14 protein-coding genes are annotated in these 13,652 nt (G+C 69.6%); 10 read left to right on the forward strand and 4 right to left on the reverse strand.

From position 1 onward, the window contains the following. Positions 1 to 194 precede the first annotated feature (194 nt). The 10 genes from rpmH (at position 195) to SB751_RS25910 (ending at position 8,264) form a co-directional block, all read left to right on the forward strand. Positions 195 to 329, forward strand: coding sequence for a 50S ribosomal protein L34 (gene rpmH, locus SB751_RS25865; RefSeq protein ID WP_008650850.1), 135 nt, complete (start codon positions 195 to 197; stop codon positions 327 to 329). A gap of 143 nt (positions 330 to 472) precedes the next feature. Next, positions 473 to 910 carry a ribonuclease P protein component gene (rnpA, locus tag SB751_RS25870; RefSeq protein ID WP_144202816.1) on the forward strand — a complete coding sequence of 146 codons (438 nt, stop codon included), beginning with the start codon at positions 473 to 475 and terminating at the stop codon, positions 908 to 910. An 8-nt stretch (positions 911 to 918) separates the two neighbouring features. Next, complete coding sequence (gene yidD, locus SB751_RS25875; protein ID WP_092291108.1) at positions 919 to 1,218, forward strand: membrane protein insertion efficiency factor YidD; 300 nt, start codon at positions 919 to 921, stop codon at positions 1,216 to 1,218. A 22-nt stretch (positions 1,219 to 1,240) separates the two neighbouring features. Then, positions 1,241 to 2,920, forward strand: coding sequence for a membrane protein insertase YidC (gene yidC / locus SB751_RS25880; protein WP_144202820.1), 1,680 nt, complete (start codon positions 1,241 to 1,243; stop codon positions 2,918 to 2,920). A gap of 122 nt (positions 2,921 to 3,042) precedes the next feature. Next, on the forward strand, positions 3,043 to 3,813 hold the full coding sequence (gene tam / locus SB751_RS25885; RefSeq protein WP_144202823.1) for a trans-aconitate 2-methyltransferase: 771 nt from the start codon (positions 3,043 to 3,045) through the stop codon (positions 3,811 to 3,813). Between the two features lie 115 nt (positions 3,814 to 3,928). Next, positions 3,929 to 4,726 carry a CHAD domain-containing protein gene (locus tag SB751_RS25890; RefSeq protein WP_211943545.1) on the forward strand — a complete coding sequence of 266 codons (798 nt, stop codon included), beginning with the start codon at positions 3,929 to 3,931 and terminating at the stop codon, positions 4,724 to 4,726. A gap of 46 nt (positions 4,727 to 4,772) precedes the next feature. Beyond that, positions 4,773 to 6,200: a tRNA uridine-5-carboxymethylaminomethyl(34) synthesis GTPase MnmE gene (gene mnmE / locus SB751_RS25895; protein WP_144202829.1), complete on the forward strand. Its 1,428-nt coding sequence runs from the start codon at positions 4,773 to 4,775 to the stop codon at positions 6,198 to 6,200. 39 nt (positions 6,201 to 6,239) lie between these two features. Then, complete coding sequence (locus tag SB751_RS25900; protein WP_250024945.1) at positions 6,240 to 6,863, forward strand: TetR/AcrR family transcriptional regulator; 624 nt, start codon at positions 6,240 to 6,242, stop codon at positions 6,861 to 6,863. Between the two features lie 33 nt (positions 6,864 to 6,896). Beyond that, on the forward strand, positions 6,897 to 7,463 hold the full coding sequence (locus SB751_RS25905) for an OB-fold putative lipoprotein (protein WP_144202835.1): 567 nt from the start codon (positions 6,897 to 6,899) through the stop codon (positions 7,461 to 7,463). Between the two features lie 195 nt (positions 7,464 to 7,658). Further along, positions 7,659 to 8,264, forward strand: coding sequence for an Sbal_3080 family lipoprotein (locus SB751_RS25910; protein ID WP_144202839.1), 606 nt, complete (start codon positions 7,659 to 7,661; stop codon positions 8,262 to 8,264). 34 nt (positions 8,265 to 8,298) lie between these two features. Here SB751_RS25910 and SB751_RS25915 read toward each other — a convergent pair whose 3' ends face one another. The 4 genes from SB751_RS25915 to SB751_RS25930 form a co-directional block, all read right to left on the reverse strand. Next, on the reverse strand, positions 8,299 to 10,311 hold the full coding sequence (locus SB751_RS25915; protein ID WP_244844846.1) for a methyl-accepting chemotaxis protein: 2,013 nt from the start codon (positions 10,309 to 10,311) through the stop codon (positions 8,299 to 8,301). 184 nt (positions 10,312 to 10,495) lie between these two features. Next, positions 10,496 to 11,470: a M14 family metallopeptidase gene (locus SB751_RS25920; RefSeq protein ID WP_144202841.1), complete on the reverse strand. Its 975-nt coding sequence runs from the start codon at positions 11,468 to 11,470 to the stop codon at positions 10,496 to 10,498. 24 nt (positions 11,471 to 11,494) lie between these two features. Next, the gene (locus SB751_RS25925; protein ID WP_144202844.1) at positions 11,495 to 12,475 is read right to left on the reverse strand and encodes a Bug family tripartite tricarboxylate transporter substrate binding protein; all 981 of its coding nucleotides are present in this window, start codon (positions 12,473 to 12,475) and stop codon (positions 11,495 to 11,497) included. A 198-nt stretch (positions 12,476 to 12,673) separates the two neighbouring features. Next, positions 12,674 to 13,618: a LysR family transcriptional regulator gene (locus SB751_RS25930; RefSeq protein ID WP_144202847.1), complete on the reverse strand. Its 945-nt coding sequence runs from the start codon at positions 13,616 to 13,618 to the stop codon at positions 12,674 to 12,676. Between the last annotated feature and the right edge of the window lie 34 nt (positions 13,619 to 13,652).

Raw genomic sequence — 13,652 nt, forward strand, 5'->3', positions numbered from 1 at the left:
GCCTGATCCCCCGCCAGCGCCTCGGCCTCCGGCCAGGCCAGCGGCGGCCGGCAGCAAGACAGAACCAGAATCGTCGGCAGACCGCAGCAAACCCGATCGGAATTGCGGCGGCCCCATGCGAACCATACGCGGCGGCCAAGGCGCCCCGGCATCGGCCGGCGCCCGGAAAGCCCGGATCAACCAGAGAGTGCAACATGAAACGTACCTACCAACCTTCCGTTACCCGCCGCAAGCGTACCCATGGTTTCCGCGTGCGCATGAAGACCCGTGGCGGCCGCGCCGTCATCAACGCTCGCCGCGCCAAGGGCCGCAAGCGCCTGGCCATCTGAGCGCCGGGCGACCGGCCCGGACGGCAGAGCGCCGCGATGGCCCGCCATCGCACCGCCCACTGACCGTCCCCGCCACCGCCTCGCACTCAGGTCAGCCAGGGGCAGCCGCCGCAAGCCCAGCGATCCCGCTAGCTTTGCACAGCGTGTCTACCCATGCCTTTCCCAAAGCCGCGAGGCTCACAAAGACGGATGAATTTTCATCCGTTTTTGCTTTGCGGCCACGGCGTCGCAGCGCACACTTCGTGCTGTACGTGCGAGCCAACGGCCAGGCGCAGGCCCGGCTGGGCATCGTCGTCGGCAAGAAGTTCGCGCCGCGCGCCGCCGAGCGCAACCTCGTGAAGCGTATGGCGCGGGAACTGTTCCGGGGCCAGCAAGCCCAACTCGCGGGCCGCGACATCCTGTTGCGGCTGCAGGCCAAGTTTCCGCGCGCGGACTTCGCCAGCCGGACGGCCGTCCGGCGGGCGTGCCTTGCGGAGATTGCCGGCCTGCTCGAGGTGGCGGCCAGGCCCTTGCCCACCGCCCCGCCCGCCGTCGATACGGCCGGCCCGGCGGCGCCTGCCACGCCCAACGCGCCTGCCTGATATCCACCATGAAGCGAATCCTGCTTGCCCTGCTGCGCATCTACAAGATCGCATTGAGTCCATACCTGGGCTCGCGGTGCCGCTTCCTGCCCACCTGCTCCGAGTACGCCCGTGACGCCATCGTGCTGCACGGGCCGGCCCGGGGCAGCTGGATGGCCGCGTGCAGGCTCTGCCGCTGCCATCCTTTCACGCAGGGCGGGTATGATCCCGTGCCCGACCCCACGAAACACGGGAATGCCGCCGCGGCGACTCCTGCCTCCGCCGCGCCAGGCCGCCCGCCTGTCACGGTCCGGCTCCCGAGACCCTGATTTCCTCCGACCATAGCGAGACATGGATATCAAACGCACCATCCTGTGGGTCATCTTCTCGATGTCCCTCGTGCTGCTCTACGACAACTGGCAGCGCGCCAACGGCCACGCGTCGATGTTCTTCCCGAGCGCCAACACGCAGCAGGCCGCCCCGGCCGGCGGCGCGAGCGGCGCCGCGGCGCAGGGCGACGTGCCCAAGGCGAACGCATCGGCCACCCCGGGTGCCTCGGCGCCGGGCACGGTGCCGGCTGCCCCGCAGGCCGCCGCCCAGCCCACGGGCGAGAAGGTGGTGGTCACCACCGACGACCTGCGTGCCGAGATCGACACGGCCGGCGGCATCCTGTCCCGCCTGGAGATGCTCAAGCACCACGAGAAGGACGGCAAGCCGGTCGTGCTGTTCGAACGTGATGCCAACCGCACCTACATGGCGCGTTCGGGCCTGATCGGCGGCGACCTGCCCAACCACACCACGGTGTTCACGGTTGCGCCGGGTCCGCGTACGCTGGACGGCAAGGACAAGCTCGAAGTGGTGCTGACCGCCGAGAAGAACGGCGTGAAGTTCGTGAAGACTTACATCTTCCACAAGGGCAGCTATGTGGTGGATGCGCGCTTCGACGTGACCAACGCCGGCACGGCGCCTGTCTCGCCGACGCTGTACCTGGAACTGGCGCGCGACGGCAGCAAGGTCGAGCAGTCGCAGTTCTACAGCACCTTCACTGGCCCGGCCATCTACACCGATGCCGACAAGTATCACAAGCTGAGCTTCGAGGACATCGCCAAGGGCAAGGCCACCGTGCCGGCTGCCACCACCAACGGCTGGGTGGCGATGGTGCAGCATTACTTTGCCTCCGCCTGGATTCCGCAGGCCGGCAAGCAGCACAGCTTCTACGCCGAGCAGATCGATCCGAACCTGTACCGCGTGGGCATCCAGCAGCCGCTGGGCCAGATCGCGCCGGGCGCTTCGGTGACCACCGATGCCCGCCTGTTCGCCGGTCCGCAGGAAGAGCGCATGCTCGAGCAGATCACGCCGGGCCTGGAGCTGGTGAAGGACTACGGCTGGCTGACCATCCTCGCCAAGCCGCTGTTCTGGCTGCTCGAGAAGCTGCATGGCGTGCTGGCCAACTGGGGCTGGTCGATCATCGCGCTGACGGTGCTGATCAAGCTGGTGTTCTTCCCGCTGTCCGCGGCGAGCTACAAGTCCATGGGCAAGATGAAGGACCTGCAGCCGCGCATGACCGCCATCCGCGAGCGCCACAAGGGCGATCCGCAGAAGATGAACCAGGAAATGATGGCGCTGTACAAGACCGAGAAGGTCAATCCGCTGGGCGGCTGCCTGCCCATCGTGATCCAGATCCCGGTGTTCATCGCGCTGTACTGGGTGCTGCTCTCGTCCGTGGAAATGCGCGGCGCGCCGTGGCTGGGCTGGATCCACGACCTGTCGGTGCCGGATCCGTTCTACATCCTGCCGGTGGTGATGGCCGTGTCGATGTTCGTGCAGACCAAGCTGAACCCGACCCCGCCGGACCCCGTGCAGGCCAAGGTCATGATGATCATGCCGCTGGTGTTCTCGTTCATGTTCTTCTTCTTCCCGGCCGGCCTGGTGCTGTACTGGGTAGTGAACAACATCCTGTCGATCGCCCAGCAATGGCAGATCAACCGGATGCTCGGCAAGGGCAAGGCGGCGGCGGTGGCCAAGGGCTGATCGCGCTGACATTCGCCTGAGACGAATCTGAAAGTAAGCCCGGCCTCGCGCCGGGCTTCTTTTTTGGTGCGGCGGCGGCGTATGCTTGTGCCCTGATCCAGCCACGACGAAGAGGACGCGAGATGACATGGTCGGCCAGCCAGTACGTACAGTTCGAGGATGAACGCACGCGCCCGGTGCGTGACCTCGTGCAGGCGATTCCCACCCGTGAGGCGCGGCGCGTGGTCGACATCGGCTGCGGGCCGGGCAATTCGACCGAGGTGCTCGCGGCGCGCTATGCCGATGCCCAGGTCACCGGCCTGGACAGCGATGCCGACATGGTGACGGCCGCGCGCAAGCGCCTGCCGGACATCGACTTCGCCCTCGCCGACGCCACCACCTGGACCGACGCCGGCCCCTATGACGTGATCCTCGCCAACGCGGTGTTCCAGTGGGTGCCCGATCACGCCACGCTGTTTCCGTCGCTGGTGAGCAAGCTCGCGCCGGGCGGCAGCCTGGCCGTGCAGATGCCGGACAACCTCGACGAACCGCCGCACCTGCTGATGCGCGAGACGGCCTTGAACGGGCCGTGGTCGCCCAAGCTCACGGCGGCGGCCCAGGCGCGCACGCCGCTGGCGTCCGAGCGCTGGTATTACGAACTGCTCAAGCCGCATTGCTCGCGTGTGGATATCTGGCGCACCATCTACCAGCATCCGCTCAAGGGCGGCCCCGCCGCCGTGGTGGAGTGGTTCAAGGGCAGCGGCCTGCGGCCGTTCCTGGCGCCGCTGGACGCCGCCGAGCAGGCCGAATACCTGCGCCAGTACGAAGCCGCGCTGGCCAGGGTCTTCCCGGCGATGGCCGACGGCACGGTGCTGCTGCCGTTCCCGCGCGTGTTCATCGTCGCCACGCGCTAGCATTGCTCCCCCGAGCGCCCTTGTGCGGCGCAGCGGTCACAACGCCTGCAGCAACGCGTGCGCTGTCGCCTACACTGCAATGACCTGTCATTGTCGTGGAGGTCAGAGGTTGCCAATGCCTGCCGCTCCCGCCCTGCACCGGAACATGCGTCCGGCCCAGGCCTTCGTGGATCTGGCCACCCAGGGCCTCAGCGCCGTGGAGGATGGGCTGGAACTGGTCTTGCACCGCGATCAGGCGGAGGACGTCCACGCGCTGCGCGTGGCCTTGCGACACCTGCGCGCCGTCGCCTGGGCTTTCGGGCCGATCCAGCCCGCGCGCGTCAAGGCACGCTGGAAGCAGGCGCTGCGCGATGTGGCGGACGCCGCCAGCGACGTACGCGACTGGGACGTGTTCGTCACCGAGACGCTGGCCCCGGCACTGGCCGACCAGCCCGGCGATCCCGTGCTGGTGGCGCTGATCGAGACCGTGCAGGCACGCCGGGCGACCGCGCGGGAAGCCATGGTTACACGATTGTCACGGTATCGGCAGGCGCCGTTGCCTACACTCCACCGAGACCTGCTGCACCTTGCCGGGCGCAAGTCGCGCGGCAAGCTGGGCGCGTTCGCCCGCAAGCGCATCCGCAAGGCGCGCAACCGGGTGCGCGCCCTCACCCGCACGGCGCGCGACGGCCGAACCGACCACGTACACAAGCTCCGCATCGGCAACAAGCGGTTGCGCTATGCCATCGAGGCGCTGTCCGATGTCCTGCCGAAGCGCTATCGCAAGCGGCTGCGCAAGCAACTCGAGGCGCGGCAGGGGGAGTTGGGCGCCGTGATCGACGCCTCGGTGGCGCGCCGGCTGATGGCGGAATGCCTCGGGGTATCGACGGCCGACTCGATAACCGAAGCGACTGCCAACCCCACCCCGCCCTGACCGCAGGCATGCGCCGCGCCCATCCCGTTCTGCGACAATAGTGCCCATGACTGCTCCCCAGCTTCCTATCGCCGCCATCGCTACCGCACCGGGCCGGGGCGGCATTGGCGTCGTGCGCGTCTCCGGCCCCGATGTGGGCACCGTGATGCGCGCGGTCTGCGGCCAGACGCTCAAGCCGCGCCATGCCACTTACCTGCCCTTCCTCGATGCGCGCGGCGGCGTGATCGACCACGGCCTCGCGCTGTACTTCCCTGCGCCGAACTCGTACACCGGCGAAGAGGTGCTCGAGCTGCAGGGCCACGGCGGTCCGGTGGTCATGCAGATGCTGCTGTCGCGCTGCCTGGAATCCGGGCGCGAGATCGGCCTGCGCGTGGCCGAGCCCGGCGAGTTCACCCGGCGCGCCTTCCTGAACGACAAGCTCGACCTTGCCCAGGCCGAAGCGGTGGCCGACCTCATCGAGGCCAGCACCGAAGCCGCGGCGCGCTCCGCCGCACGCTCCATGGAAGGCGAATTCTCGAAGGCCATCCACGCGCTGGTCGAAAAGGTCATCCACCTGCGCATGCTGGTGGAGGCCACGCTGGACTTCCCCGAGGAGGAGATCGATTTCCTGGAAGCCTCCGACGCGCGCGGCCAGCTGGCCCGCATCCGCAGCGACCTCGCGGGCGTGCTGAAGCAGGCGCGCCAGGGCGCGCTGCTGCGCGAGGGGCTGTCGGTGGTGCTCGCCGGGCAGCCGAACGTCGGCAAGTCGTCGCTGCTCAACGCACTGGCCGGCGCCGAGCTGGCCATCGTCACGCCGATTGCCGGCACCACGCGCGACCGCGTGCGCGAGACGATCCAGATCGACGGCATTCCGCTCCACATCATCGACACCGCCGGCCTGCGCGAGGATGCCGCCGACGAGGTTGAGCGCATCGGCATCGAGCGCACCTGGGAGGCCATCGGGCGCGCCGACATCGTGCTGCATCTGGTGGATGCGCCCGACTACATCGAGCATGGCCTGTCCGAGGTTGACGATCACATCGACGACCAGCTCAGCGGCCGCCTGCCGCCGGGCGCGCCCATCGTGCGCGTGGTGAACAAGATCGACATGGCGCCCGCCGCCGGCGAGATGATGTTCGGCGGCAACCGCCCGCACGTGGTGGCCGCCAACGGGCCGAATCCGACCGAGATCTGGATTTCGGCGCGCACGGGCGCGGGCATCGACCTCATGCGCCGCGAGCTGCTGCGGCTGATCGGCTGGCAGTCCGGCAGCGAAGGCACCTTCCTCGCGCGCGAGCGGCACCTCACCGCGCTGCGCAGCGCCCAGTCCCACCTCGACGTGGCCACGGAGCGCGCGCAGCAGCAGGCCCAGGCGCTCGACCTGTTCGCCGAGGAACTGCGGCTGGCGCAGGACCACCTCAACAGCATCACCGGCGAGTTCACGAGCGACGACCTGCTGGGGACCATCTTCACGCGGTTTTGTATCGGGAAGTAGGCCCTGCCCGGCCCGCACATCCCTGAACCGGAGTTACACATGCCCCGCGTCTCCAAGGCGGAAGCCGAACGGCACCGCGCCACTATCGAGCAGGTCTCCTCGCGGCTGTTTCGCGAGCAGGGGTTTCATGGCATCAGCGTGGCGGACCTCATGGGTGCGGCCGGGCTGACGCATGGCGGGTTCTATGGCCATTTCGCGTCAAAGGACGCGCTGGCGGCCATCGCCTGCACGCGGGCGTTCGAGGAATCGGGCGCGCGCTGGCGCAAGCGGGTGGAGGAATCCCCCGACAAGGCCACGGCCCTCGCCGCGCTGATCGAGAACTACCTGTCGGCGCGCAACCGCAACGCCGCCGGCACCGGCTGCGCGGCGGCGGCGCTGGCCAATGACGTCGCCCGCGAAGGCGAGGAGAAGCCCGTGCGCGCGGCCTTTGTCGACGGTATCCGGGACCTGCTCGAGATCCTCGAGGGCGTGCAGCCGGGCGATGACCCGGCGGCGCGGCGCGCGGCGGCCATCGCGCAGATGTCGACGATGGTCGGCGCGCTCGTGCTGTCGCGTGCCACGCTGGGTACCGGGCTGTCCAACGAGGTGCTGGCGGCGGCCAAGGCGCAGCTGCTGGCGCAGGTTGGAGACGCCGATGGGGTGTCGCGCGGGCCGACGGGGTAAACTGCCGCTTTTCCTCCTCAGCCCCCCTCCAAGATGTCCCGTCTCCGGCAAACCCTTCTCATCATCGTCTTCGTGGCGATCATTGGCATCCTGTGGTTTGTCGGCAATGACACCGGCGAGATCGTGCCGACCGGGCCCGCTCCCACCGACACAGCCGAAGTGGCGCCGGCCAGCGTGCCGCGCGGCATTCCGCACGATGGCACGCTCGATCCGATCAGCATCGACGAGAACCGTCCCGCCGACCGGCTGCCCGAGTACGCGGCGGCCGCCCTGCTCGACGACTACCGCGACAACGCCGGGGCGGCCGACGACCGCTATCGGGGCAAATACTTCATCGTGGAAGGCGTGGCCAGCGGCATTCGCCGCGAAGGGGCGGAAGTGTTCCTGGAGATCCGCACCGATGCGCCGGGCCAGGTGGTCCGCGCCGTGCTGCTGCCGGAACAGATCTGCGGCCCGGCCGGGCGCCGGTGCGAGGTGGAAGCGCGCGCCACCATGGTCCGGCGCGGCCAGAAGGTGGCCGTGGAATGCACCGGCGCCGGGCTGGCCGAGGGCGGCACCCCGCTGCTGAACGAGTGCCTGGTACGTGGCGGCGCCAACTAGATCCCCACCGGGCGGCCCCCAAGGCCGCTTTTCCGCCCGACAGCACGGCTGGGCCGATTTTCCCCCTCTGTTCCCCGCATTGACCGCCGCGCCGCACGCCTACAGTACGCAGGCATGCTGCCGGCACTGCGCCCCTCGCTTGTTGTTGTGAGCCCGGGCGGCCGGCGCCCTCGCCGACGCGATCCAGGACACACCATGAAGAGAGCAACCCTTGCCGCCGCGCTGGCCCTGCTGGCCACCGGCTGTTCCACCTACCAGGCCGTCACCCCGGTCGACCGGCCGGTCATGAACGACCCCATCGCCGGCTACCAGTCCGGTGCCTTTGGCGGCCCGGCGGAATTCCGCGTCGATGGCAACCAGGTGATCGGCGCCGATGGCGCGCTGTTCTGCATCATCACCAACCAGGTGAACGGCAATGCCTATGTGGAAGACTTCGCGGCCTCGCTGCGCGCGCGCAACTTCGAGGTGAAGATGCTGCCGCCGTACGCGTCGATCGCCTCGTGCCCGATGACGGCCACCTACACGGCCCAGCGCCAGACCTACCTGACGCCGTTCCTGACCTCGGCGGACATCACCATCTACCGCAACGGCGAGCGCGTGGGCAAGGCGCTGTTCAACGCCAACCGCAGCGCGGGCGGCGTGAACCTGAGCCACCTGATCCCCCCGGCGTCCAAGATCGAGGAACTGGTCGACCAGCTCTTCCCCGGCCTGAAGCCCCAGCCGCAGCCGGCCCAGGCGGCTCCCGCCCCGGCACCGGCGCCGGCGCCCGAGGCAGCCCCGGCACCGGCACCCGCCGCCTGACCGTCCCCGGTCAGGCCAGCGTCCAGCCCAGCCATCAAGCCAGCCGGAACACCTCCACCGCCTGGCGCAGCTCCTGCGCCTGGTGATGCAGGCTCTCGGCGGCGGCGGCGGCCTCTTCCACCAGCGCGGCGTTCTGCTGCGTGGTGGTGTCCATCTCCGCCACGGCGCCGCTGACCTGCGCCAGCCCCTGCGCCTGCTCGCGGGAGGCCACGCTGATGTCGCTCATCAGCGCCGCCATGCCTTCCACGCGCCGCACCATGTCGTCGATGGCGGAGCCGGCCTGCTGCACGGCCTCGTTGCCGGACTTCAGGTCCGTCACGGTCCGCTCGATCAGTCCCTTGATTTCGCCTGCCGCGTTGGCGCTGCGCTGCGCCAGGCTGCGCACCTCGCCGGCCACCACGGCAAAGCCGCGCCCGTGCTCGCCCGCCCGGGCCGCTTCCACGGCGGCGTTCAGCGCCAGGATATTGGTCTGGAAGGCGATGCCGTCGATCATGCCGATGATGTCCACCACCTGCTGCGCGTTGCGGTGGATCTCGGCCATCGTATCCACCACCTTGCCCACCGTCATCCCGCCCGCGCGGGCCGCCTCGGCGGCGCTGGCCACAGCGGCGTTGGCGTCGTGCGCGTTGTCGGCGTTCTGCTTCACGGTGGCGGAGAGCTGTTCGATGCTGGCCACGGTGCGCTCCAGGCTGCCCGCCTGCGAGGCCGTGCGCGACGACAGGTCCGCGTTGCCGCTGGCGATCTGGCTCGTGCTGCCGGCGATGGCCGCCACGCTGCCGCGCACCTTGTCCACGATGCCGGTCAGCCCCTGCCCCACGCCGTCGATGGCGCGCATCAGCTGGCCGATCTCGTCATTGCGCGGGCTGTCCAGGCGGGCGGTCAGGTCACCCTCGGCCAGCCGGGAAGCCGCGCCGGCCGCGTGCGTCAGCGGCTGGCTGACCATGCGGCGCAGCAGCCACCAGAACGCAGCGGACACCGCCAGCGCCACCAGCAGGCCGGCGGCCAGGAAGCGGTTACGGCTCGCCACCAGTTCGCCGCGCAGGGAATCCATCGGCACCGTGCCGGCGATCACCCACTGCCACTCGGGGTAGGTCGCGAACGCGGTCAGGCGCTCGGCGGTGGCACCATTGCCGTCATTGCCCATGGCCACCGTGTGCACCATCGAGCCTTCCTTGGCGGCGATCATGTCGCGCACCCAGGGCTTGCCGTCCGCATCCTTGGCGTCGATCCGCACCGAGCCCTCGCCGCCAGCGCGGTCCACCAGCGCCTTGCCCTGGTCCGCGCCCGGCCGGGCATCGAACACCATGAAGTGGCCGTCGCTGCCGATGGCCTTGCGGCGGATGCGGTTCTTCAGCATCGCCAGTTCGGCCTCGACGTTCACGCCCACGTACAGCGCGCCGACGATTTTGCCGCCAGCGTCGCGCACCGGTTCGTACTTGCTCATATAGGGCTTGCCGAACAGCCAGGTCAGCGCGCGGTAGGACTTGCCCGCCGCCACGGCCGTGTAGGCGGCGCCGGCGCGGTCCAGCAGCGTGCCGATGGCGCGTTGGCCGTCCTGCTTCTTGAGCGAGGTGGTCACGCGGATGTAGTCGTCGCCGGTGCGCGCGAACACCGTCGCCACCACGCCGCCGGTGGTGGCGAGGAAGCGGTCGGGTACGTCGAAGCTGTTATTGAGCACGAGGTCGCCGCTGCGGAACGTCGGCGTGGCCTTGCCGGCCACTTCCACGGTCTGCGCCGGGTCCACGCTGTACGGGCCGGGCAGCACGGCCGCGAAGCTCAGCATGAAGCGGTCGGCTTCCTGGAGGATGGTGTCGTCGAGCTGGCCGACCAGTTCGCTGAGGGTCTGGCTTTCGGCATAGATGGCCTCGCGGGCCTGGTCCTCGAGCTGGCGCATGCTGCTCAGGGACAGCGCCAGCGCATAGGCGCCGAACGCGACGATCTGGACGACCAGCACCACCAGCGCGATGCGGGTGCCGATGCTCCAGCTGCCGGCCAGCGCGCGCGCGCGGCCGGCCGACGCGGGTCGGGAGAGTGAGAGAGAAGTCAAAGGGGGCGCTCCGTGGCTATTCCACGCACCTTTATGGCGCGCGGGCAACGCCCGCTCTGACGGCAGGTCGTCACAGCGTCAATAACGGATCGCGCACCCCCCGGCTTGAATGGACTGAACGCTTACTCTAATAGGTCACACTACGATGCAACGGGTTGCATAGGCTCGATGTGGACCTCTCTGCTCAAACGTCCAGTCGGCCAAGTCGTACAACGGTCACACCCGGCCGAAGCTGGCGCAGCGACGGCATTACCAGCACGCAATGATCGTACGGCGTGGTCACCGGCTCGCCATCGCGCCAGCCGATCACGGTGCCGGCACGGTCGAAGGTTTCCAGCCCGGTGTATGGGCCGGCGAAGCGGAAGTCCATGCTGGCCGCCACCACGGGCTCGGTCACGCGCACCACGCGCTGCGCTGCCGGCAGCGGGCGCAGCCAGCCGGCCGGCAGGTCCGCTTCCTCGACAATGCCCGCGTGCAGCAGGAAGCGCGCCGTGCAGTCGCGCGCCACATCCACGGCGGCGGCTTCCCAGTGCTGGCCGCACTCCACCAGCAGCGCGTTGCGCGCGCTGGCCGGGTCGCCGAAATCGGCGTAGTCGCGCATGCGGCGGCCCTCGGGGTGGCCTTCATCGACGATGATGTCCGCCGGGGCGCCAAGCGCCTTCGCCAGCGCGATGCCCTTGTCGAGCGGACCCGAGACGATCAGCGGCCGGCTTTTCTCGTGCATCGAGTGCAGGTCGAGCAGCAGGTCCACGGTGTCGATCACGGGGCGCATGGCGCGGGCGCGTCGCAATTCGCTGGAATCGCGCGTGGTGTCGTCGAGCACGGCGGCGGTCCAGACGCGGTTGAAGTCCTGGTCGACGAAGCGCGAGGCATCGGGCCGGGCGGCGTCGAAGGTGGCGTAGGCGTCCACATTGGCGAACGCCAGCGTCAGGCGCCCCCGGCGCGGACGCAGGCCGTGGTCGAGCAGGCCGGCCACGGCGATGGCGCCGCAGACCTCGTTGCCGTGCGTCAGCGCGTTGACCATCACATGCGGCCCCGGCAGGCCGGAATCGAAGGTGTGGACGTAGGCGATGCCGGTGTTGCCGGCGGCGTAGGGACGGATATCGGGAAAGCTGACCTCCACCGGATAGGCGGCGAAGGCGGGAGGCGTCTGCGTCATGGCAATAGTCTGATTTTTCGCGCGTTATTCGCGGATATCGGCGGTCTGCACGATGGTGCGGTAGCGGGCCGTCTCGCGCTTGATGAAGGTGCCGAACTGGGCCGGGTTGGCCGGCGCCACTTCCACGCCGGCTTCGGCCAGCTTCTTGCGGACGTCCGGCTGGGCCAGCACGGCCTGCATCTCGGTGTTCAGGCGGTCCACCACCGGGCGCGGTGTGGCGGCGGGCGCCATCAGACCGAACCAGACGCCCATGTCCACGCCCTTGAGCGACGGCGTCTCGGCCAGCGCCGGCACATTCGGCGCCACGCTGGCGCGCTTGCCCTCGGTCACCCCATAGGCGCGCACGCGGCCGGCCTGGATATGGGGCAGCGCCGACGACAGCACCATCACGGCGAGGTCGATCTGGCCGCCCAGCAGGTCCGTGGCCATTGCGGAGGCGCCCTTGTACGGCACGTGCGTGATGTTGACCTTGCCCTGCTGCTTGATCAGCTCGCCCGCCAGGTTCAGCGGCGTGCCCACGCCCGAGGAAGCGTAAGACAGCTTGCCCGGCTGCGACCTGGCCAGCGCCATCAGCTCGCCCGCGTCCTTGGCCGGCAGTTGCAGCTTGCCGACCAGCACCATCGGCTGCGTGCCGACGAAGGTGATCGGCGCGAGGTCGCGCTCGCCGTCATAGCGCACGGCCGCGTTGGTCAGGCGGGCGATGGAGACCTCGCTGCCCGAGCCCAGCAGCAGCGTGTAGCCGTCCGCCTCCGCCTTGACCACCTTCGACGCGCCGATCGTGCCGCCGGCGCCGCCGAGGTTCTCGATCACCACGCTCTGGCCGAGCCGCTTGCCCAGCTCCGGCGCCACGGTGCGCGCGACCAGATCGACGCTGCCCCCGGCGGTGTAGCCCACCACCAGCGTGATGGGCTTGGTGGGATAGGCACCCGCCGCATGGGCGACAGTGGTGGCCAGGGCACAACAGCTCAGGGAGGCGGCAGCGGCCGCGCGCAGCAGGGTCTTCATGGTGATTTCTCTTCCGGCAGGTGTGGGTGTTGTCCGGCGATGGTAGTGAGCGCCAGGCGCGCCGGCATGCGGCTTTGGCAATGCGGGTTGCCATTTCGGCAATGGGCCGGAATGGTGCAGGGAAGCGCACAAATGTGGGTCAAAAATCGGCCGGATTCGGTCCCGATTCTGCGCCCGAATCGGCGGCTAGTACGCGTCCTAATCCGCGCGCTGCGAGGCTGCCCGCCAGAACGCCTCCGCCAGCGCGCGCATCGGCGCCCGGGGCCGGTAGAGGCGGATGTCGAGGGCCAGGTCGGAGGCGTCGCCGCCGTCCAGATCGGCCCGCACCAGACGGCCCGTGTGGAGATCGTCGGCAATCAGCCGGGCAGGCAGCCAGGCCAGTCCCATCGACTGGCGCACCATCTCATGCACCGATTCGGCGAAATCGCTCACGGCGATCACATCGAGCCGCGCAGCCAGCTTCCGGCGGGCGATTTCCTGGTTGACCATGCGGCCCATGGTCAGCGTCTCGGCGTAGGCGATCATCGGCACGGGCGCGGGGCGCGTGGCGGTCTTGGTCCGATGCAGGCGATAGGCCGGGCCGCCGCGCGCGTCGGCGGCGGCCACGCAGACCAGCCGCTCCACGCCCACCGGGTGGAAGGTGTAGCGCGCGTCGTCCAGCATCACCGGCAGGTCGTGCGGGCTGTAGCAGAGCAGGAAATCGACGTCGCCTTCGGTGAACAGCGCCAGCGCATCGTGCGTAGCATGGGTGGAGATGCGCGTGCGGAAGCCGGCGCCGGCGGGGTCGTCGCGCAGCGCGTGGCGCAAGCCGGCCAGCCACGCCGGCACCATCGAGCGGGCCAGCGTCTTGCCGGTGGCGATGGTCAGCGTGCTGGCATCGGCGCGATGCGCGGCCCGCAGCGACAGGCGCGCTTCGTCGAGCGTGCGCAGCGCGGCTTCGGCGGCTTCGAGGAACTGGCGGCCCTCGGCGGTCAGCCGCACGGGAAACGCGCTGCGGTCGATCAGCGGCGCGCCGGCCCAGACCTCCAGCGCCTGCATGCGCCGGCCAAACGCCGGCGGCGTGACATTGCGCAACTCGGCCGCGCGCGCCAGGCTGCCGGCCTGCGCCAGGCAGACGAAGTCTTCGAGCCAACGGATGTGCATGGGGGGCGGCGGGCGGGGCAGGCGATGGCGCATT

The sequence above is a fragment of the Cupriavidus sp. SIMBA_020 genome, from assembly GCF_046535395.1.
Taxonomy (GTDB): domain Bacteria; phylum Pseudomonadota; class Gammaproteobacteria; order Burkholderiales; family Burkholderiaceae; genus Cupriavidus; species Cupriavidus campinensis.

Bases quoted from the DNA above. Each gene is read 5' to 3' on its own strand.
- rpmH (WP_008650850.1), top strand. From the start codon at position 195: ATGAAACGTACCTACCAACCTTCCGTTACCCGCCGCAAGCGTACCCAT.
- yidD (WP_092291108.1), top strand. From the start codon at position 919: ATGAAGCGAATCCTGCTTGCCCTGCTGCGCATCTACAAGATCGCATTG.
- yidC (WP_144202820.1), top strand. From the start codon at position 1,241: ATGGATATCAAACGCACCATCCTGTGGGTCATCTTCTCGATGTCCCTC.
- tam (WP_144202823.1), top strand. From the start codon at position 3,043: ATGACATGGTCGGCCAGCCAGTACGTACAGTTCGAGGATGAACGCACG.
- SB751_RS25890 (WP_211943545.1), top strand. From the start codon at position 3,929: ATGCCTGCCGCTCCCGCCCTGCACCGGAACATGCGTCCGGCCCAGGCC.
- mnmE (WP_144202829.1), top strand. From the start codon at position 4,773: ATGACTGCTCCCCAGCTTCCTATCGCCGCCATCGCTACCGCACCGGGC.
- SB751_RS25900 (WP_250024945.1), top strand. From the start codon at position 6,240: ATGCCCCGCGTCTCCAAGGCGGAAGCCGAACGGCACCGCGCCACTATC.
- SB751_RS25905 (WP_144202835.1), top strand. From the start codon at position 6,897: ATGTCCCGTCTCCGGCAAACCCTTCTCATCATCGTCTTCGTGGCGATC.
- SB751_RS25910 (WP_144202839.1), top strand. From the start codon at position 7,659: ATGAAGAGAGCAACCCTTGCCGCCGCGCTGGCCCTGCTGGCCACCGGC.
- SB751_RS25920 (WP_144202841.1), bottom strand. From the start codon at position 11,470: ATGACGCAGACGCCTCCCGCCTTCGCCGCCTATCCGGTGGAGGTCAGC.
- SB751_RS25925 (WP_144202844.1), bottom strand. From the start codon at position 12,475: ATGAAGACCCTGCTGCGCGCGGCCGCTGCCGCCTCCCTGAGCTGTTGT.
- SB751_RS25930 (WP_144202847.1), bottom strand. From the start codon at position 13,618: ATGCACATCCGTTGGCTCGAAGACTTCGTCTGCCTGGCGCAGGCCGGC.